Below are 21,113 nucleotides of genomic sequence, written 5' to 3'. Positions count from 1 at the left end.
TTCAATCATTTGTGATATCAATTCTGGTTGCACCGGAATGATTGTTGACTGTTGACTGTTGATATCGTTTCCGGTTGGACGAGCGACATGATATAGAGGACATGGCAGTGTCCTGTCCTCGGTATCATTCCGGTGCAACCGAAAACAATATGATTCAACGGTTTCAGATTTATTGTCACCAATCGTTGTGTTTTTCGCTCAATTTTCGGGCTAATGGTTTTCTAGTATTTCTCAAACCGCCTCTATATCTGCCAACTTCGCCCCGGACTTTTTACGTCAGGCTTTCAACTGGTTGAGCAAATCGGCTGGGTTGGGAAATTCTGCGACGGTGGGAACCGATTTTTTATCTTCATCCCGCCCCGCGTGATATTACGCAGCAACTGGCAAAGTAATCACAAATTCCGTGCCCTGTCCTATTTGAGAATTTACCTCTATTTTGCCTTGATGCTTGGCAAGGATTTGATAGGAAATAGCCAATCCCAATCCAGTACCTTTGCCGATCGACTTTGTAGTAAAAAATGGGTCAAATATCTGTTGGGCACTGGCGGAGGCAATTCCGGGCCCGTTATCCCGAATCTTGACGGTGACAGTATTGTCGGCTGTAAATTCCGTGCTAATCCAAATGGTTGGCGAATAGCCTTTGTCTGCCTTTTTCACTTCCTCCAGCGCATCTATTGCATTGCAAATAATATTCATAAATACTTGATTCAGTTGCGCGGGATAGCACTCAACCGCAGGCAAATTGCCGTATTGTTTAATAACTTGAATACCTTGTTTGAGGCGATGGTTGAGAATGACGAGGGTGCTATCAATTCCTTCGTGAATGTCGGCTAATTTCATTTTTCCGTCGTCCGATCGCGAAAAATTCCGCATGGATACGACAATTTCGCGAATGCGATCGGCTCCCATTTTCATCGAAGAGAGGGTTTTTGGCAAATCTTCTCTGAGAAATTCGAGTTCAATGTCTTCGATGCGTTCTAGAATGGCATCTGGTGGGTTTGGATAGTATTCTTGATAGAGAGTTACCAAACCTGCCAAATCTTCGATGTATTGGTTGGCATAGTCAATGTTGCCACCGATGAAGTTGACGGGATTGTTGATTTCGTGGGCTATCCCTGCAACCATTTGACCGAGAGATGACATTTTTTCGGTCTGAATTAATAGGGATTGAGTTTGTTTGAGTTCTTGTGTATACTCGCTAACTCGCTGAATCAATTGATTGAAAGAAGCGGCTAAAACTCCGATTTCGTCGTCTGTTGTGACAGGTACTTGCAGGTTAAAATTCGATTCGCGAGCAACTTGCTGAGCCACATTAGTAACGGTTTCGAGGGGTTGGGCGATCGCGCGGCTGGTTTTGTCCGCCAGTGTGGCGGCGATGAGTGCTGAAATTAGCATACTTCCGAGAATAATTCGGTTTCGCAAACTTCCAGCTTCTTCTAATGCTTGGGTTCCTTGCTGTTTGTAAATTTCTACTGTAGAAATTAGGTCAGTTAAACTTTGAGCAAGGTTATCTAGTACGATCGCCTCTTGGCCGCTGCTAGTCCTCAACATTTGTAGCTGTGCGGACTCAATGCTGTTGGGCGACAAGTTCCCAACTTCCGCTTCTTTTAACTGCAATTTAATTAGCTGAGCGTAGTAATCAATGACGAGGGCAGATTTCTTCAATATAGCGTGCAATGCTGCCTCTTCTGTCGCTAGTCTATCGGGATGTTCTCGTGCGAAAGATTCCATTTCTGAAATCAGGATTTTCGCCTGATGGATTTGCGCGAAAAACCGATCTTGTTCGTATTTCAGCGCCAAAGTGTTTCCCAAAACGACTGGCAATCTCGCCGCGCGCGATCGGGCTTCAAATACGGTATTTTGCAAATTTTGCAGCAGTTGCTGCTGCTGCCCAGCAACATTCACCTGAACTAAAGCTTGCTTGCGAAAGTAGTCTCCCAATCTCAGTCCCGCACCAGTTCCCAAAATCGCTATGCCGATAGCTAAAGCATAGCCATAGCTAATTTTTTGGCCGATCCGCAAATGGTTGCATTCTGCCTTTAGCCCAGTTAGATTAATAGTTGAAGTTTGTAACAAATGTTTTTGAGCATAGTGCTTTTGCTCTAGTTTGCTATTTTTGGACTGACTGTGGGTAAATAATAACATGGGAAGTTCCTCCCAAACAAATTAGGAGTAATTGAGCGAAGAAAAGCAGAATGCACTTATGCTGAAGGCGGAAAGCTGTTTTGATTGTTTAATTTTGAATTTGGAAATCTTTAACTCAAAACTTAACTCTTCCTCTAGTATCTCTGTTTTTAGACTAGAGTGTTTGTGATCTCTATCAACAATCTATGTGATTATACGCAAATTTACAAAACTTAGGGTTACAGCGATTAGTATTTTTAGTCAGTTGGGACACAAGGCCCAACTACCGGTTCTCCCCGTTTTTCTTTTTCTGCCAGTTCTAGGTTTAATTCCAGCACTTTTGCTAAAATATCGTCGCTGTCAGTAAATCCGTAAGCTTGCATTACTTGGCGATCGAGCTTAGCATGAAGTTTATAAAGTTGACTTGTTGGCTCTTCAAAAAATTTATTGTAAAGTTGAGTAATTCCCCACTGCTTTGCTGACATTTGTTGAGTGCGGTATTGATGCAATTCGACCGCCGTTGCCCGAATTTGCTCTACTGATTGACGAGTCGGTGTCTGGGGAAATGGGAAAGTTTCAAAGCAGGTATTGTGGGTGTAGCGAGTATCACCTTTCAGGGTAGAGCTTTGAGCTTTCACCCAAAGACGATGAACTTTAGATGAAAGAATGCCCAGAATGTAAAAGTCTTCTGAAGCAACAACTGTAGTTGAGTTTCCTGGGAGGCAGGTACAATCAACAGGAATAAAAATAAACCACTTGGAAACTTGCGAAGCATTAAAATAGCAGCAAGACAAAGATGCGATCGCCTTTCTCATTGCAGGTCGCTTTTCCCCATATCTCCACCAATTAACTTTAGTTACTAATCTCCGATTCTGATCCCGTTCTGGCTTTACATTAGCTTTTACGTATTCAAAAGGCAGCACGTATTCACTCGCTTCTTCAATGTTCATATCATTGAAGTCAATAATCCAACGTTCCGGTGTACCGTTAGGATTCTGTGATAAACTTTCCCCGCTTGAATAAAGTTTAAGCACCTCTTGATTTTTGACATTTGCTTTAACCCAATCCTCAACTTGTTGCTGAGTAACAATGAATCCTTTGCCAACAGGAATTACACCTTGAAAGCATTTATTTAAGTTCGCTGACAACCTAGCAGCTTGAGAAACATCAATCGTAGCTTGTAGCGAAGAGTTGATACTGGAAACCACGAGATTATCTAAATAATAAACTTTCGGCTTTTCCTTGCTCCAGTTAATCAAACTAACATGAACCTTAGCTTCCCCCGACCAAGGCTGAGTAGAAACGGCTGCATAAATGTGACCGCCATTTTGCGCCACATAATCTAAAGCAGCAGCACGACTTTTACCTTGACTAATTGAATTAGTAGCAACTAAACCTGCCCTGCCATTTAGTTCTAAATTATTGTGAGCTATGCGAAACCAATAAGCACAAAAATCAACCGAATCTTTCACATCAGGAAAGCGTTTAAACACGCGGTCAATATATTCATCTCCCAGGGCAATCCTCATGTGCTTTCCGCCTAAAAACGGAGGATTCCCGATAATCGCGTCAGCCTTCACCCAATCAGTAAATAAAGCATCCTTACAGACAATATTTTTATCCAAAGTATCTAAAGGCAGAGAAGGTTCTTTCAATCCCAAATTATCGATCGCCACCTTGCGGCCAATCATCAACGTCACCCGCGCCAACTCCACCGCAAACGAGTTAATATCCATGCCGTAAAATTGCTGCGGCGTGACTAAATTCATATAACCTCTTGTACCGTCGAACTCGTTTAGCTTATCTAAAAGTAACTTTTCAACTTGCTTGAGTTCCTGATAAGCTACATACAGAAAATTACCCGAACCGCAAGCCGGATCTAGGACCCGATAGCGACCTAATTCTTGGTGCAGATTTTGCAGTTTGGCTACAGTATTTGCAGCGTTAATTCGCTCTTCCCAGTAATAGCTAATTGTGGGCAGAACAATGCGGCGAATGTCTCCCTCTGTAGTAAAGTGAATCCCGTAAGCGCGGCGCTGTTTTTTATCTGTTTTCAAAGCCGATTCAAAGATATTTCCAAAAATAGAAGGGCGTACCTGACTCCAGTTTTGTTCGGCACAAACTTCTAATATTTTCAACTCTCCCTGTTGCAGTTCAATGGGGTGTATTTCCGAAAATAATCCGCCGTTGAAATACTCGACTCCTTCATAACGTCCTGCGGGCGTGACTCCCTGCTGATTCATTGCTTGAAATAAGCCGCCCAAGACATCGTAAGAACTTGCTCCTTCTAGGCAATCTTTGACGCAGCGAGTAAAGAGTGCCGGCGGCAAAAGTCCCCTATCTTCGGCAAACATTGCTAAGACGCACTGCAACACAAATCGCTGTGCCTGAAACTGATTAAATTTAGCAAATTTGCGCTCTTTGCCGCGATCGATTAGCATCTCCAGCAGCATCCCCATTCTGCTAGCAGCTTTTTCGGTAATCTCGACTTGGTTGTTTTTGAATATGGGGCGGCGGCTGGTAGATTCCATGAAGGCAAAAGCGGGCGATCGCGCGGGCAATTGCTTTAGGGATATAATGTCTACAGGCTGATCCGGCTGAAGGTCGAAATCGTAAATGTGAAACTCGTCAAAATTGCACATCATCACGTAGCGCGGGCGATCGTCTTTTTTGAGGCGAATATAATAGCGTTCTGTTTGGGTGCGGTGTTCTCTTTTAGTCAAGTCTTCACCGCGCTTTTTCATTTCAATCAAAACGTGCTTTTTCCACACCAAATCAGCAAATCCCATTTGACCTTTTTTGCTGCTTTTCTCTATGCGTTCCTCATAGGTTGCGCCTGCTTCTAATGCCCCATCGTGGCCGAAAGCCCGAAAGAAGCGGTCTAAAAATACCTGTGCTTGTCCTTTTTCATCGCCTGTAATGTGTTCTTGGCAGTAGGTAACAAATTTTTGGAGGCTTTCAGGGGTTGCTGGCATGGGAGGATTATTTAAAACGCATATTAATTAGTATAATCTGCTATCTTGTATTATTGTTATCTTTTGTCATAGGCCGCCAGGGAATGAATTCCCTGGCGGAATGTTGGGTAGCAAGTAGTAATACTACGTTTTTGATAATGTGTATTCTTGAATAGTAAAAATCTGTGATTCAAAATTCGACTGACATACCTACAAATAACATTCAAACTGGATGGCACGGTCACCTCAATTTAGTCTATGCCAACCGCACTGGCTCAACTCAAATCATTCACAATCAAATGCAAGCACCCCTCAAGGTGCAGCGCCCGTTTTATCCTGAAGGGCAAGACGTTTGTCACAGCGTCATCTTGCACACGGCTGGGGGAGTTGTCGGGGGCGATCGACTTTCCAGCCATTTTCACCTCCAACCCAACGCCAAAGCCTTGATTACCACGGCCGCCGCTGGTAAAATCTATCGCAGCAGCGGACTAAAATCACAACAAAATATTGACATTCAACTAGATATCGGTGCTAATTTAGAATGGCTGCCACAGGAAACAATAGTTTTTGACGGCGCAATATATCGGCAAAATTTGCGGGTAGAATTAGCACCAACAGCGAGGATTTTACTGTGGGAAATTACTAGGTTTGGACGCAGTGCTAGGGGCGAAAAGTTCTTGTCTGGAGAATGGCGATCGCACACCGAAGTCTGGCAACAAAACAGCCCTTTATGGATTGACAGACAATTGCTCAAAGGTGGAGAAAAAATGCTCGAAAGTCCTCACGGACTCGCAGGAAAACCCGTAGTCGCCACCCTCGCTTGGGTAGGCGAACCAGTCACCACAGAGTTCGTGGAAAAAGTGCGAGATTTGCCATCGGAGGCAACAATTTATCCAGGTAATTCCACCGTCGGCGTGACTCGTATTCCTAACGGTTTGCTGTGCCGATATCGCGGTACATCCACCACCGCAGCGAGAGACTGGTTCGTCAGCATTTGGTACTTGCTGCGCTTATCTTTTTCAGAACGCCCTTGCTGTTTGCCCAGAGTTTGGATAAAATAGGATGATCTTTGAGGTTCAATATATAGTTCCCCTCCTAACTAGATTATTCATCTCTCTCTTCTCTTCCTCTGCGCCCTCTGCGCCCTTTGCGGTTTAATCATTCAGAAACAACCGTAAACGATATCATAACCAAATAATGCGATCGCACTTACAAGAATAAAAATGCAACTCACCCCCCAAGAAAAAGACAAACTGCTAATTTTCACCGCCGCCCTGGTAGCAGAGCGCCGGAAACAAAGAGGTTTAAAATTAAACTATCCAGAAGCATTAGCCTACATTTCTGCAGCCATTTTAGAAGGAGCAAGAGATGGCCTCACCGTCGCCGATTTAATGAGTTATGGAACAACTCTCCTGACGCGAGAAGACGTGATGGAAGGGATACCAGAAATGGTGCATGAAGTCCAGGTAGAGGCGACGTTCCCCGACGGAACTAAGTTGGTAACAGTGCACGATCCGATCCGTTAAAAAAATCAACCACAGAGACTCATAGGAGGAAAAGATGATTCCAGGAGAAATGATTGTTTCAGCAGGCGAAATAGAATTAAATGCCGCTCGCTCTACGGTGCGGTTGCTGGTAGGAAATAAAGGCGATCGACCCATTCAAATTGGTTCACACTATCACTTTCATGAAGCCAACGAATCCTTAGAATTTAATCGAGAACAAGCAAAAGGAATGCGGTTGGATATCCCCGCAGGTACAGCAGTCAGGTTTGAACCGGGAGATGAAAGGGAAGTTCAATTAGTGCCGTTTGTTGGTAGTCGTCAAGTCTACGGATTTAATGGAAAAGTCAACGGTCATCTGGATGCTGAAGTATGAAGCCAGGAGGTAGTTCACGATGGTTGAGTTTTGAATTTGAAACTTTTAAATTTAAAAGTCCTACCAGTTTCTAAACAGAATGCAACTGTAAGCAATCTCCACACTATCATAGTGATCAGTCATCCCAATCCCAAATCCAAAATCGAAAATGGTGTCACTTCCAGCCCTAGGCCGGGAGAGTGATAAAGTAAGCTCGAACCTTTTTCTCTGCCTTCTGTATAACTGCCTTCGGGCTTTTTTTGTTAGTTCACTCTCCTACTTTTGAGCGATTTTAAATCTGCCGTTTGCGGTCTACTGTGGTTGTTAAAACTGCAAAGATATACAGCAAAACTGCGTGATGAACCCAAAATTAGTCGATCAGATCAAACAGACCTTGAAGCAGAGCTTGCTGGCAACATCAAGGCGTGTCTGGAGAACCCCGTTAGACAGGCGCACCAGCATTAAATTGTTAGATGACAGCATCGTTTATAAAAAGCAGCATAAACCCATCAATATACCCGCATTAACCTCGGTAAATAAAGTGCATTCTCGGTTTTTTGCCACGCAAAAAACCGTGTCTTTTGACCCAGATTATGTTTGGAAAATTTCCCGGAATCAAAAAATAAATTCTCTAACTATTTGTACGTCGGGCAACACGCTGCTGAATAACAAGTTGCTTTTAGACTTGGATTTTCGGATTAGCGGTGCGGGCATTCTAGAATGGCCTTACAAACCTAACCAAATTACCTATCCGCTGGTAGTTGCTCCTTGGTCGCATTTGTGGTGCAGTTATTATGATTATGTGATTTTTGTGCTGGCTAAACTTTGTCGAATTGAGGAGGCTTTAGGTAAGGAAATTTGGCAAGAAGCTAAAATTTGTTATCCTTTACGACATACAGATTTTGAGTTGGGCTTTATGACCAAACTCGGTATTCCTGAAAGTTCACTAATCGACACTCGGGCTAGAGATACGAGATATCATGCAGAAAGTCTGGTGGTGGGAAACAATCAAGACTGGTATTTTCCGAGTCCTTACGATATAGAGCTTTTGCGGAAAAAATTCTGTCTTAAGGAAAAGGTAAAGCCTTCTAGAAAACTTTATCTGTCGAGAAGCGGCCGGCGCAAGGTTAAAAATGAAGTACAAGTGAGAGAGGTTTTGAAAGAATTTGATTTTGAAATTTTGGAAGATATCTCGCGCACTGTTGATGAACAAATTCGTCTGTTTGCAGAAGCGGCGGTGGTTGTCGGCCCTCACGGGGCTGGTTTTACAAATTTGCTGTGGTGTCAGCCGGGAACGAAAGTATTGGAATTCTTTTATGGAGGATACACTCCGCCATATTTCTATTACATTTGCCAGCTACTGGGATTAGAATACTCTCGTATGGTTGATGACAACAATGTAGGGGAAGATTGGAGTTTCATTGGCATGGATATGACGGTAGATGTGGAGAGTTTGAAAAGGAAAATCTCTAAAATGCTGGAGGAAAGTTGCCCCTTGATAGCCTGTTAGATTTTAGATTGGCAAGAATTGATGCCTATCGGGGTTTTAAAGCTTGCCTAATGTTGTATTTTTTTTACTGTTGCAGATTGAGGAACTCGTCACATACTATAATTCAAGTGGGTCTCAACTGCTAACTAAAAATTTATTAATATTAGGAGCAAGCATGAGTTACAGAATGGATCGCCGCGCTTACGCGGAAACCTTCGGGCCGACTGTGGGCGATCGCGTCCGGTTAGCCGATACAGAATTATTCATAGAAGTTGAAAAAGACTTCACAACCTACGGGGATGAAGTTAAATTTGGCGGCGGCAAAGTCATTCGCGACGGCATGGGACAGTCGCCTATTTCTAATACCGACGGCGCTGTTGACACGGTGATTACTAATGCTTTAATATTAGACTGGTGGGGAATTGTTAAAGCAGATGTCGGCATTAAAGACGGCAAAATTTATAAAATTGGTAAAGCCGGAAATCCTTATATTCAAGATAGGGTAGATATTATTATCGGGCCTGGTAGTGAAGTAATTGCGGGTGAAGGAATGATTCTCACCGCTGGGGGAATTGACACTCACATTCACTTTATTTGTCCGCAGCAAATTGAAGTGGCGATCGCCTCTGGAATCACGACAATGATCGGCGGCGGCACAGGCCCTGCAACGGGTACAAACGCCACAACTTGCACTCCGGGGCCTTGGCATATGTACCGAATGCTGCAAGCTGCTGACGCTTTCCCCGTAAATCTAGGGTTTTTAGGTAAAGGAAATAGCAGTCAACCTCAAGGATTAGTCGAACAAATTTTTGCCGGTGCAATGGGTTTGAAACTCCACGAAGATTGGGGAACTACACCAGCAACGATCGACACTTGTTTGAGTGTCGCTGACGAGTACGATGTCCAAGTTGCAATTCACACGGATACTCTCAATGAAGCGGGATTTGTGGAAGCTACAATTGCCGCTTTCAAAAATCGCGCTATTCACACCTACCACACTGAAGGTGCTGGCGGCGGACACGCACCGGATATTATTAAAGTGTGCGGACAAGCTAATGTTTTGCCTTCGTCAACTAACCCGACTCGCCCTTACACTGTCAATACTTTAGAAGAACATTTAGATATGTTGATGGTTTGCCACCATTTGGATCGAGGTATTCCTGAAGATGTGGCTTTTGCTGAATCGAGAATTAGAAGGGAAACTATTGCTGCTGAGGATATTTTGCACGATTTAGGTGCATTTAGTATGATTTCTTCGGACTCGCAGGCGATGGGAAGAGTTGGGGAAGTGATTATTCGGACTTGGCAAACGGCACATAAAATGAAAGTGCAGCGGGGACATTTACCCCCCCTAACCCCCCCTTACCAAGGGGGGGAAACAGAGGAAATTAACGATAATTTTAGGGCGAAGCGGTACATTGCCAAATATACAATTAATCCGGCGATTACTCACGGAATTAGTCAGTATGTGGGTTCGGTGGAAGAGGGGAAATTGGCGGATTTGTGTTTGTGGCGCCCGGCTTTTTTTGGGGTGAAACCGGAGTTGGTAATTAAAGGAGGGGCGATCGCCTACGGGCAGATGGGAGATGCTAACGCCAGCATTCCGACGCCGCAGCCAGTGCATATGAGGCCGATGTTTGGGAGTTTTGGCGGTGCGATTGGGGCGACTTGTCTGACGTTCGTTTCCCAAGCTGCGCGCGATCGAGATATTGCCGCACAGCTAGGTTTGCAAAAGCCCACTGTAGCAGTTTCCGGCACCCGACAAATTAGTAAAAGAGATATGAAACTCAACGATTATTTGCCACAAATGGAAGTCGATCCAGAAACTTATGAAGTTAGGGCGGATGGGGAATTGTTAACTTGCGAACCGGCAACAGTTTTGCCAATGGCGCAGCGATACTTTTTGTTTTAACTGGTATCTTGCACCATTTTCAGCAACAGGCAAGATGCCTGTTCCACAAGAAAATTTATATTTTGTGCAACAGGCATCTTGCCTGTTCATAAAAGGCTAATTTAAAATGGTGCAGTATCTCTTTTTTAACCGATTATACAATCATGTTGGGGCGGGTTTTACAAACAATATTTTCCAAAAATAGACAATCTCAAAAACCCGCCCCAACCCAACGGCCAATCTTCATACAGCATATTCCACGCAAATAGAGTACACCTTAATCCCAAACACTTACCAAAATGGTTGACAAACCCTTGCAACCGTACTCCATAAACCTGGAAATTGCTGTATTACTTCATTCAAGATTTGATTTACTGTTAGAAAAATTGAGCGATCGCACTATCAAACCCTGACACAAAAACCAAAAATAAAGTGCAATATTAATCCCGCTCAACAGCTTCGGTATTCCCTCCAGCAAGCTCGAAATTATCTCGTTTTTTAAAGGCAGCGCTTCTGCAAAAAAGGCAACAAATAACAAGCCAACGCCACTCAGCATTAAAGGATAGGGAGTCGAGCGAATTTGTCTCCGAAAAGCTAATCCGTATGCAATTGCCAGCACCGCGTAAAATATGACAATTGTCACTTTCGGAAAACCTGCACGTCCCAGATGAACGTGGGTGCGAAAAACTTCATTGAACAGAAAGCAACCTGCCAACAGTGCCGAATATAAAATAAATCTATTTTCTGGGCGATCGGGTTGAATAATTCTCAGCAATCCAAAGGTAAAAGCGCACACCATTACTGATAAATAAAATAACATTTGAAACGCCAAGAAAAAGAAACCTGCACCCGGATACGTGGCAGAGCAAGGCGGCAAAAATAACCCTTTTACCGAAGAACCAAATAAACTCAGACACGCCGTCACTAGCCCAACTAGCACTAAAGTTAAACTATTGAACAACAATACAGTTCTGTAATTTGCCATAATTAATAACTAAAAGCCAACAACAGTATATTGCGCGTCAAACCATTTTTTGCTAGGGCTTGCAGACGGGAATTAAGAAACCGGGTTTTTTAGGAAAATACTGCGTCGTGACCCGCCAATTCGGTAAAAAACCCGGTTTCTCTGTCGGAGTTCGTAAGTCGCGATCGCGTTCTTTGAGTAAAGGTGAGATATTCGGTGAAAGGACACAGCAAACAATTGAGCATCGGCAGATATCTAAACAGACACGAAATCTTCAGGGCCAATGAAATTGGGAGCAACGCCTGTCAAAGCAGCTAAAACTTCACCGCTGCTGGCTACTCTAATTAATGTGCTGTTAGTTCCAGGAGAAATTGATAGCTGTCCAAAGGTCAAGCCGTTGATTAATTGAATGGTATCTTGATAGTTGCCGAAATCAGAGATTGTATCAACTCCCAATCCCGCACCTAAAACAAATACATCGTTGCCCGCGCCGCCGACTAGAATATCGTTGCCCAAACCGCCGTTGAGGGTGTCAAAACCTTTGCCCCCAGACAGGTTATCGCTGCCGTCGCCACCATTGATGATATCGTTGCCCCGCAAACCACTCAGCACGTCATCGCCTGCCAAACCGTTGATGGTGTCGTTGCCGGGAGTGCCAGTGAGGTTCTCGTTGCCGGGAGTGCCGTTGATGACGTTTGCAGAGTTATTGTTGCCACCTGGAGTGCTGGTTAAGTCAACAACAAAGATGTCACCGCTATTGTTGGTATCCCCCGGCACGAGGTTGGCGGCCTGAGAATAAAACGCCACAAACCGCCCGTCGGCTGAGATCGAGGGAGATAAGGAGTAGCCGTTCCCCCGATCGCCAGCCCCTGAAACAGAAACGAGAGTGGTGGTTTTGGCGATCGTGTCGCGCATGAAGATGTCCTCGTAATAGTTAGTGTCTCCCGGCACGAGGTTGATGGCATCAGATGAAAAGGCCACAAATCGTCCATCTGGCGAGATGGATGGAGCTCTGGAACCTGGGAAGAAATCGAAACCGATCGCCCGATCGCCGCTGGAACTGACTGAGACGAGGGTAGTGGTGTTGGCGAGCGTGTCGCGCACGAAGATGTCTTTGCGATTGTTAGTGTCCCCCGGCACGAGGTTGGTGGCATCAGATTCAAACGCCACAAACCGCCCGTCGGCTGAGATGGAGGGGCGGTAGGAGTCATTGTTCCCCCGATCGCCTGCTGAGTCAACAGAGACGGGGGTGGTGGTATTGGCGAGCGTGTCGCGCACGAAGATGTCGAAGTTATAGTTGTCCCCCGGCACGAGGTTGGTGGCATTAGAATAAAACGCCACAAACCTCCCGTCGGCTGAGATGGAGGGAGATAAGGAGTAGTTGTTCCCCCGATTGCCTGCTGAGTCAACAGAGACGAGGGTGGTGGTATTGGTTGACAAGTCGCGCGCGAAGATGGCTCCGTAAGAGTTAGTGTCCCCCGGCACGAGGTTGGTGGCATTAGATTCAAATGCCACAAACCTCCCGTCGGCGGAGATGGAGGGAGAGAAGGAACCTGGGAAGAACCCCACACCCATCGCCCGATTACCTGCTGAGTCAACAGAGACGGGGGTGGTAGTATTGGTTGATAAGTCGCGCACGAAGATGTCGCCGCTACCGCTAGCGCCCGCCGGTACGAGGCTGGTGCCATATGCAAACGCGACAAACCGGCCATCGGCGGAGATGGAGGAGCCGACTGAGAAGCGGATGGCCCGATCGCCTGCTGAGTCAACAGAGACGCGAGTAATGGTCATAAGTCCTCACACTAAAATTGCAAATTTGCTAAATTTACGAGTGTTTTGTCGATCGCCCCAAGCTTCTGACAAAACAGATTCGCGCGGTTGTAGGGCGATCGACTAATGTTTCTGAATAGTTGCTGCCTATTTTTTCTAGGCTATTATCTCATTTGGGTTGGCTGTTGAAGTCAAAATTTGCTCAACTTGAGCCGGAGTTAGATTCGGATTGGCATTCAAAACTAAAGCCGCTACACCCGCTACGTGAGGGGCTGCCATCGATGTGCCGCTGTAGGTTTTGTAGGTGTTATCGGGAGTTGTAGAAAAGATATCTACTCCCGGTGCAACTACGTAATCCAAAGGTCGGGAACCTGCACGGTTAAATAATTGATCCATCCTGCCATTTATATCAATTCCTCCCACAGCAATTCCGAAGCGCTCGGCATATCTAGCTGGATAACCTGGTTCGCTAAAACCATCATTTCCTGCTGACATGACGACAACAACTCCTTTGTCTGTTGCATACTTAATTGCGTCATCAATTTCCCTGCTAGGAAACCAGCCGCCCGCACTATAGTTAATTACATTAGCTCCATTATCAGCAGCATAGCGAATTCCAGCAGCAATATTAATCGGATTACCGAAACCAACTGTCGGCAAAACTCTCACAGGCATAATCTTGGAATTCGGGGCAACTCCTGTGATGTGAAAACCATTGCGTTCGGCCGCGATCGCACCTGCTACGTGAGTCCCGTGACCGAAAAGCTGACCATTTCTTAAAAACTTCTCGTCCATCGGGTTGTTATCACCAGACGCAAAATCCCAACCCCGAATATCATCAATATATCCGTTGCGATCGTCGTCAATTCGGTTATTGGGAATCTCATCCGCATTCTGCCAAATATTGCCATCTAAATCGAGATGGGTGTAGTCAACGCCGGTATCGACGACAGCTACAACAATCCCATTTCCGGTAATTCCCCCCTGCCAAACTTCCGGCGCATTTACCATGTCTCTTGCCCAATCATTCCCGCCCAAATTAGGAACTTCGGGGAACTTAACTGGACTGTTAAAAGCGCGGGCTACTGCTGCATTTGCATCCACTAAACCGTATCCGTAATTGCTGCTAAAACCAGTAGCAGGCGTTGCAGCCAGATTCAGGTTGTAATTCTTATAGTCAAAGTAACTATAAACTGCGACATAGTAATCTCCAGGAGTCAGGTTGAATAAATTTATCTCGCCGGATGCACCGGGTGAGGCATAATCGCTGCCAAGAAGTTCATCATAATCAGCCTCGCCGTTGCGATTCTTATCTTGAATCAACTCGATTCCTGCTCCATTCAAAACATCGATACGCAAGCTTACATCGCTATTGTTGTTAATAGTAAAGCGATAATAATCCTCGTTATCGTCAACTCCGACAAAATCATTGAAGGTGAGGCGATTGTTATCAGCAACACCAATATTGCGTGCAGTGGCTAAGGAGTTGCCTGAGTCTGCTAAATCCAACTGAGAAGGCGTTCTCATTCCCGTTAGCGGATCTGTGCCGGCAGTCATGGCTTCTGAATTCGATTTTTGTTGAACGGGAGATGTACTGCTAGTGGCTCGATCGCTGCCTGAGTAACTGAAAATCTCGCTATTTTGAGATACTATAAAATTTGCTATTTGTTGTGGTTCGTTGCTGCCGATCCCTGTCAAATTATCAGCGTCAAAGCCTTTGCCGGGAACGCTACCGTTAAATTGACTGGAGGCAGTGAAAAAATTAAGCTGACCGCTATTACCAAAGGTTGTTAATGCTGGTGTGAGCTGCTGTTCGCGATCGATTGCAAGTAGACCGAGCGTACTTTCCATAAATTCACTCCTGATAATTTGAGATTCACTGGTGTTTAGGGGAAACAATGCTGGATTTTAAATTAATTAAGATTATTCCCGATGCGAGATGATAAGTCTATTCATAAATTCATTGCTTGAATTCAGAAAAGTCATAACCCTAATTTCATAAAAGTCATATTTTTCGGGAAGTTATGCCGTTTCAAGCTGAAGCTGTTGTTTTTGCGTCAAAACCATCGCTATGTGTTTTTCGTAATAGGCAGCTTCGTTAATGAATACAGGGAAAACAGTAGATTCTCCTTGATAGGGGAGTGATTCTCCCGCAAATGTGAGAAACATCGGTTCACCGGGATGTAAGGGTTCATAGTCTTTGAACTGAAGTTGGGGATGGATCGCAGCTTGCAGTTCACCTACTGAATTTCTGGGATAGTCTACCGAGCCGATCGCCTGATATACAGTTAAATGTGATGGTATAGGAAGTGGCTTTCCCCGATTTTGTGCGTCGAGATAATCCAGAATGGCGTGAACCAGCATTTCGGTTTGCTGAAGCTGACGGGCGTTAATGACTCCCTGGGCGATGGGCCCAACTTCTACGGTGCCACCGAAAGCAGACAGCGATCGAAGCATTGGGGCATCCTCACCAGACTGCTCTCCCACACAAACTCGCAGTGAGGGCTCGATCTCACTCAAATAAGCTAATAATTGCAAATTGAATGGATGTTTGCTAGATGGTAAAATTGTCAGCCCCATGTTGGCCGTTGTGCTGTGAAGGTCAACGATCGCATCAGCCCCATGTTCGTCTTTCGGACATAGTTGGGCGGAGATTTCTTTAGCACGTCTGTTCTCGTAACCCATCAAATCTGGGTTAGACAAATCTTCCTCGGCAAAGCAACGGTTCAAATCGCGATCGACATAACGCCGATTGGACTTTACCGCTTGAGGATTAGCTAATAGAGTAACCACCTCAAAGCTCGATCGTTTCAGTAAGTCTGGGAATTGTTGAAACTTCTTAATCAGATAAACCCCAGTCAACTCGTTTCCGTGGGTTCCTCCCACAACTGCAACTCGTCGAATTACTTGCGAAATCATGAATAATCCTCATTAAGCAATACTTAAATGGGTATTTCGTGCCGAAAGTTATAACTATTACTTTCAAGATAAAGAAGTTAGTTCTATATGTCAAATACTATTTTTTATATAAAAATATACTTAAAAAATATAGTATTTAATCCCCGTTACAAAAGAGAATGTAACTGTAGGCTCTTGCTCCAAACCATCATAGTAATCATTCATTCCCAATCGTTCAAATCTAAAATCTAAAATCTAAAATCGTATAACCTATGGAACTTCGCCATCTTCGTTACTTCATTGCAGTGGCAGACGAACTGAGCTTTAGTCGCGCCGCAAAGCGATTGCACATTGCCCAACCCCCCCTAAGTCAACAAATTAAAGATTTAGAGGCTGAACTGGGTGTGAAGCTATTCGATCGCAAAAGTCACCCGATTCAGCTAACCCCAGCAGGACAGGCGTTTTTAGAAGAAGCTCGCGCAACTTTGGTACATTTAGAACAAGCGGTACATAAAACCCAGCGCATCGATCAGGGTGAATTGGGTTATTTGACGGTGGGTTTTCCCAGTTCGATCGCGAATGGTGTCTTTCCAGAGATTCTGCGAACTTTTCGACAGCAATATCCAGAGGTACAACTGATTTTGCAGGAAGAACACAGTGCTTTCTTAATTCAGAGGTTGCGCGATCGCCAGACTGATATCATTTTTCTCTATCTCTACCACGATATTTCTGAAGCCAATGATTTAGAAACGATGTCTCTCACGCAAGAACCACTTGTCGTCGTTTTACCCAAAAACCATCCGCTTACAGCCCAATCCAAAATTTCGCTTTCCGACCTAAAGGATCAAGAATTTGTAATGCCACTTCATCAGATTGTGGCTGGCTTATCTGAGGAAATTTACCATGTATGTTCGCAAGCAGGGTTTGTTCCTAAAGTTGCTCAAACAGCCGTCTTTATGGTCACAATTTTGGGATTAGTCGCAGGCGAAACAGGTATCAGCATTCTGCCATCTCACGTACAGAATCTTCAACGCGAAGGAGTGGTCTATCGTCAGATTCAGGAACAAACGACAACCACTCAATTAACTGCTGTTTGGCGGCCTAATCATTCGTCCACCATTTTGCAGCAATTCCTCAATATTATTAAACCCCTCTCAATTTATAGCAATCCTAAATAATTTCTGAGAAAGCGAAAGTAGAAAACAGGTTAAATTTTGTAACTCTCCACGCTTGTCATGTCTGCGCGCCAGCAAAAAGACAGTACCTAGTTATGCTTTTATCGCTGTCAACATAACTTTGCCAACTTCATGCAGCAACTGTTGGATACTAGCCTGGAAAATCCCTTGGTATAGGACTTACTTGCGAGCTCATGTTCCATCCTATTTGCTTGCTAAAATTTTGAATTTCACCTTCACAAGTTCGACAACTAGAACCGCCGAGTTTCTGCCAAACTTCTAACTGCGAAGTCAATCCATATTTGCCATTGCTGGATTGCATCCACATCCCATCCGCGCGGAGGTTCGGACAAAACAGATTCGCGCGGTTGTATGGCGATCGACTAATGTTTATGAAGAGTTGCTGCCTATTCTTTCTAGGCTATTATCCGATTTGGTTTGGCTGTTGTCGTGAAGATATACTCAACTTGGGCCGGAGTAAGATTCGGATTGGCATTCAAAACCAAAGCCGCTACACCCGCTACGGAGAGTCTTAATCGCTTGGTAAACTCAATTTTAATACCTGTCCAACTGATACCTCGTGCTTGTGCGTCGCTACTACCACGGCACCTTCTAATCGCGGATCGTAACATCCAACCCAAGCCGCAGGATGACATTCGTGTACTAAATACCCGTACAGCCAAATTGCTCCTCTACCTTCAATGACAATTCCTTGGCTCAATTGAACGTGTTGAGGAAGTTTCAAACCTTGTAAATCATTTGGCGTGATGATACCGTCTTGAGTTGTAATACGCAAGCGCAAATGTTGGTAAGCTAAACCGTCTTGAGTTTGATGGGGAATTATTTTTAATTCAATAGGATTCATTGGATGCACAAATGTTTAAGGCTGCGATAAAATCATATACCTTTTAGGGTAAATTGGGAATCCGATCGCCAACTTTCAGTCCCAATTGGGCCGCCCTTCCGCCTCTTAGTTCGATCACTCCGTCAACGGGAACATCCGGGCCGTAGTTGGGGCAGGTTTCGCTCAAACACGGCGGTACGTTAGGAATTATCGCCTGCACTACGCCTTCCCGCAGAAAAACCATATCGAGCTCAATAAACACGTTTTTCATCCAAAAACGCACATTTCGCGCGGGTTCGATCGGGAAAAACATTCCTCTGTCATCCGGTAATTCTGTCCGAAACATTAAACCTGTGGCTTGTTCTTGGGGAGTTTGCGCCACTTCCAGTCCGATCGCGCGATCGGCTATAATCGTGTTAACCGAAATTGGCAAAAGCTGACCTCTATCTAGTCCGCCAAACAGCGAAATAAAGTTGGATTCAGTCAGATTATAATTTCCCGAAACAACTCCTAAATATTTGCCAGAATCTTTATCTTTCATAATAGTTTGGTTGTCAGAAACAGAAAGCTCTAAATCGCTAAACTTCATGCCTTCTGTCAAGACAATTTTATCATTGCCGTTGCCAAAATCTGTAATTATATCGGCTTCAGTAATAGTAGATGCGGCGGAGGTTCTTTCAATCACAAATAAATCCTCCCCCCCGCCTCCTGTCAAGATATCCCCGCCTTCGCCACCTATTAGCAAATCGTTACCCCGATCGCCAAATATCCAATCCGAATTTTGTCCTCCATAGATTGTATCGCTTCCCTGACCGCCAGACAGCGTATCAGCGCCTTCATTTCCGGCCAGCAAATCATTTTCCCGATCGCCAAAAATCCGGTCGTTTCCCCCCAAACCTTGAACAGTATCATTACCCGCAAATCCTCTAATCGTATCGTTGCTGAGAGTTCCCAGAAGAAAATCGAAGCCGAAACTACCGTCGATGTTAACCATTTTGCGTTTAATGATGCGTTTAATAAAATGAAGATTTGGCGATCGGCATCCGCCAACCGGTACCAAAAGCTCGATCGCTAATTTTCAAACCCGGGGCTGCTTGCCGCCGTTTAAACTCCGCTTGCCTCACTAATTTTACTACACGTTTAACCACGGCTTCATCGTGTCCCGCAGCCACAATTTGTTGCGCTGATTCGTGATTTTCTATCAACCGCTGCAAGATGTCATCCAAAACATCGTAATCCGGCAAAGAATCTTGGTCTATTTGACCCGGTTTCAGTTCAGCACTCGGCGGCTTAGTAATAATATTAACCGGAATAATTGCCTTTCCCAAGTCAGCCTGATTTTTAATTTTCTCACTCCCAGAATTCAGCCACCGACAAAGCGAATACACGCGAGTTTTCGGGACATCAGAAATCACCGCCAATCCCCCATTCATATCGCCGTAGAGAGTGCAGTAACCCACCGCCATTTCCGACTTATTCCCAGTCGAAAGCAGCAAATGTCCGAACTTATTAGAAATTGCCATCAACAGATTGCCTCGAATCCGCGATTGAATATTTTCCTCAGCAATCCCGAAAGTTGTATTGATAAACAAATCGGCGAGAGTGCGATCGTAAGTTTTCATCAAATCGCCGATCGACAATAGTTCGATCGCGATGCCCAGATTGCGGGCTAATTCCAAAGCATCATTAACCGAATGATCTGAACTGTAAGGAGAAGGCATCAGCACCCCTAGAACATTTTCGTGCCCGATCGCGCAACTGGCGATCGCCGCCACCAAAGCCGAATCTATCCCCCCACTCAAACCGAGTACAACCTTAGAAAAACCGCACTTGCGGACATAATCTCGCACTCCTAAAACCAAAGCAGCCCAAATTTCTGCATCTCCTTCTGCCGGATGAAAACTCAACGGCGCAGCCTCACTTCCTGCTGCACTTTGCTGATTGCTGCCAACTAAATCTTGTTTAGCGGCGTCATATTCCAGCACCGCAAAATCCGTTTCAAAAGAAGCTAATACCTGAATCAAATCACCCTTTCGATTCACAGCAAAACTGCTGCCGTCAAAAATAATATCGTCATTTCCCCCTACCTGATTAGCGTAAATAATCGGTATCGCGCAGCGGATGACGCTGTGCTGCAACATCGCCGATCGCACTCCCCGCTTCCCCGCACAGTAAGGCGATGCCGACAAATTCACCACTAAATCTACCCCCAATTTTGCCAGATCGGAAACAGGATCGCCTGCGTAACTGCGTTTACCCCAAAATTCCTCATTGTTCCACAAATCTTCACAAATTGTCACGCCAATTTTGACTTCGCCAATAGAAAAGTAATTGCTGTTTTCTCCAGGTTCAAAATATCTATCTTCATCAAATACATCATAAGTAGGCAACAAGCGTTTATGAAAAACTTGTTTGACAACGCCATTTTGCAACAAAACAGCGCTATTAAACAATGATTTTCCACCGAGTTTAACAGCCTTAGCATTAGGTAAGGCTGTGCCTACTATAACTGCCAACTTTCGTGGCAAAGCTTGCGCCAGTTGCTGCAACTGTGCACCTGCATCTGCAATGAAACTCGGATTAATTAACAAATCGCGCGGCGGATAACCGATCAGGGAAAGTTCCGGTGTTAGCAATAAGTTTGCGCCCTCAACCTCAGCTTTTTTCGCAGCCTCCAGAATTAGGTTGGAGTTGCCCAAGATATCACCAATAGTAGGATTGAGTTGTGCGATCGCAATTTTCATATCACCAAATCACTTAATAAATATTGCTAACAGTCCGCCCGGGCGGACTCACTTTCCTATAGTCCTAGATTTGAATGTAGCGAAAGATTACTCAGATTTGTAATGTTTCAACTCTTCCTCAATATAATAATTTACCAAATCCCGGTAAATATTTTCTACCACATCAGGATTCAAACCCGATTCTTTAGCCCACTCGCGCCGCTGCTGTAACATAGCCTGAAAGCGATCCGACGATCGAACGCTAGCTTCACTCGTTTTGAACCTTGCTGCCGCGATGACGTATTGAAATCTCTTGCTCAAAGCATCGATCACTTCTCGATCGATGATATCAATTTCCTCCCGAACTTCGTGAATATTAGCGCATTCATCAGGGTCTTTCATCGTCTGCACTCCTTAATAGCTT

17 protein-coding genes are annotated in these 21,113 nt (G+C 44.8%); 6 read left to right on the top strand and 11 right to left on the bottom strand.

Features of this window, described 5'->3' with window-relative positions; translation table 11 throughout:
* Positions 1–369: 369 nt before the first annotated feature.
* Both QUA33_RS05540 and QUA33_RS05535 read right to left on the bottom strand, forming a co-directional pair.
* A complete protein-coding gene (locus QUA33_RS05540; RefSeq protein WP_333147123.1) occupies positions 370–2,145 on the bottom strand; it encodes an ATP-binding protein in 1,776 nt (591 codons plus the stop codon).
* Between the two features lie 236 nt (positions 2,146–2,381).
* Positions 2,382–5,099: a DNA methyltransferase gene (locus tag QUA33_RS05535; protein ID WP_333147121.1), complete on the bottom strand. Its 2,718-nt coding sequence runs from the start codon at positions 5,097–5,099 to the stop codon at positions 2,382–2,384.
* 164 nt (positions 5,100–5,263) lie between these two features.
* On the opposite strand from QUA33_RS05535, the gene QUA33_RS05530 reads away from it, so the two are divergent.
* The 5 genes from QUA33_RS05530 to ureC all read left to right on the top strand — a co-directional run bounded on the left by QUA33_RS05530 (position 5,264) and on the right by ureC (position 10,336).
* Positions 5,264–6,139: an urease accessory protein UreD gene (locus tag QUA33_RS05530; RefSeq protein WP_333147119.1), complete on the top strand. Its 876-nt coding sequence runs from the start codon at positions 5,264–5,266 to the stop codon at positions 6,137–6,139.
* A gap of 162 nt (positions 6,140–6,301) precedes the next feature.
* A complete protein-coding gene (ureA, locus tag QUA33_RS05525; RefSeq protein WP_015179363.1) occupies positions 6,302–6,604 on the top strand; it encodes an urease subunit gamma in 303 nt (100 codons plus the stop codon).
* A 34-nt stretch (positions 6,605–6,638) separates the two neighbouring features.
* Positions 6,639–6,956 (top strand): urease subunit beta, encoded by a 318-nt coding sequence (locus tag QUA33_RS05520; RefSeq protein WP_333147117.1) that lies wholly within the window; start codon positions 6,639–6,641, stop codon positions 6,954–6,956.
* 337 nt (positions 6,957–7,293) lie between these two features.
* Positions 7,294–8,445 carry a glycosyltransferase family 61 protein gene (locus QUA33_RS05515; RefSeq protein ID WP_333147115.1) on the top strand — a complete coding sequence of 384 codons (1,152 nt, stop codon included), beginning with the start codon at positions 7,294–7,296 and terminating at the stop codon, positions 8,443–8,445.
* A 154-nt stretch (positions 8,446–8,599) separates the two neighbouring features.
* Positions 8,600–10,336 (top strand): urease subunit alpha, encoded by a 1,737-nt coding sequence (ureC, locus tag QUA33_RS05510; RefSeq protein WP_333147113.1) that lies wholly within the window; start codon positions 8,600–8,602, stop codon positions 10,334–10,336.
* A gap of 334 nt (positions 10,337–10,670) precedes the next feature.
* Here ureC and QUA33_RS05505 read toward each other — a convergent pair whose 3' ends face one another.
* The 4 genes from QUA33_RS05505 to QUA33_RS05490 form a co-directional block, all read right to left on the bottom strand.
* Positions 10,671–11,300, bottom strand: coding sequence for a hypothetical protein (locus QUA33_RS05505; RefSeq protein ID WP_333147111.1), 630 nt, complete (start codon positions 11,298–11,300; stop codon positions 10,671–10,673).
* Positions 11,301–11,534: 234 nt separating this feature from the next.
* Positions 11,535–13,070: a calcium-binding protein gene (locus QUA33_RS05500; RefSeq protein WP_333147109.1), complete on the bottom strand. Its 1,536-nt coding sequence runs from the start codon at positions 13,068–13,070 to the stop codon at positions 11,535–11,537.
* A gap of 135 nt (positions 13,071–13,205) precedes the next feature.
* Positions 13,206–14,900 (bottom strand): S8 family peptidase, encoded by a 1,695-nt coding sequence (locus QUA33_RS05495; RefSeq protein WP_333147107.1) that lies wholly within the window; start codon positions 14,898–14,900, stop codon positions 13,206–13,208.
* A 171-nt stretch (positions 14,901–15,071) separates the two neighbouring features.
* Positions 15,072–15,968 carry an aspartoacylase gene (locus tag QUA33_RS05490; RefSeq protein ID WP_333147106.1) on the bottom strand — a complete coding sequence of 299 codons (897 nt, stop codon included), beginning with the start codon at positions 15,966–15,968 and terminating at the stop codon, positions 15,072–15,074.
* A 251-nt stretch (positions 15,969–16,219) separates the two neighbouring features.
* On the opposite strand from QUA33_RS05490, the gene QUA33_RS05485 reads away from it, so the two are divergent.
* Entirely contained in the window at positions 16,220–17,125 is a 906-nt protein-coding gene (locus tag QUA33_RS05485) for a LysR substrate-binding domain-containing protein (RefSeq protein ID WP_333147104.1), read from the top strand.
* Positions 17,126–17,273: 148 nt separating this feature from the next.
* Here QUA33_RS05485 and QUA33_RS28180 read toward each other — a convergent pair whose 3' ends face one another.
* The 5 genes from QUA33_RS28180 to QUA33_RS05465 form a co-directional block, all read right to left on the bottom strand.
* The gene (locus QUA33_RS28180) at positions 17,274–17,450 is read right to left on the bottom strand and encodes a GUN4 domain-containing protein (RefSeq protein WP_333234209.1); all 177 of its coding nucleotides are present in this window, start codon (positions 17,448–17,450) and stop codon (positions 17,274–17,276) included.
* A 204-nt stretch (positions 17,451–17,654) separates the two neighbouring features.
* Complete coding sequence (gene crn3 / locus QUA33_RS05480; RefSeq protein ID WP_333147103.1) at positions 17,655–17,987, bottom strand: CRISPR-associated ring nuclease Crn3/Csx3; 333 nt, start codon at positions 17,985–17,987, stop codon at positions 17,655–17,657.
* A gap of 43 nt (positions 17,988–18,030) precedes the next feature.
* A complete protein-coding gene (locus tag QUA33_RS05475; protein ID WP_333147101.1) occupies positions 18,031–18,960 on the bottom strand; it encodes a DUF192 domain-containing protein in 930 nt (309 codons plus the stop codon).
* Between the two features lie 19 nt (positions 18,961–18,979).
* Positions 18,980–20,710: an NAD+ synthase gene (locus QUA33_RS05470; RefSeq protein WP_333147099.1), complete on the bottom strand. Its 1,731-nt coding sequence runs from the start codon at positions 20,708–20,710 to the stop codon at positions 18,980–18,982.
* Between the two features lie 87 nt (positions 20,711–20,797).
* Positions 20,798–21,091, bottom strand: coding sequence for an isochorismate lyase (locus QUA33_RS05465; protein ID WP_333040236.1), 294 nt, complete (start codon positions 21,089–21,091; stop codon positions 20,798–20,800).
* Positions 21,092–21,113: the final 22 nt, after the last annotated feature.

The sequence above is a fragment of the Microcoleus sp. Pol14D4 genome, from assembly GCF_036701245.1.
Lineage (GTDB): Bacteria > Cyanobacteriota > Cyanobacteriia > Cyanobacteriales > Microcoleaceae > Microcoleus.
Note: the sequence above shows the minus strand (reverse complement) of the source record. Positions and strands in the feature narration are given on the sequence as shown.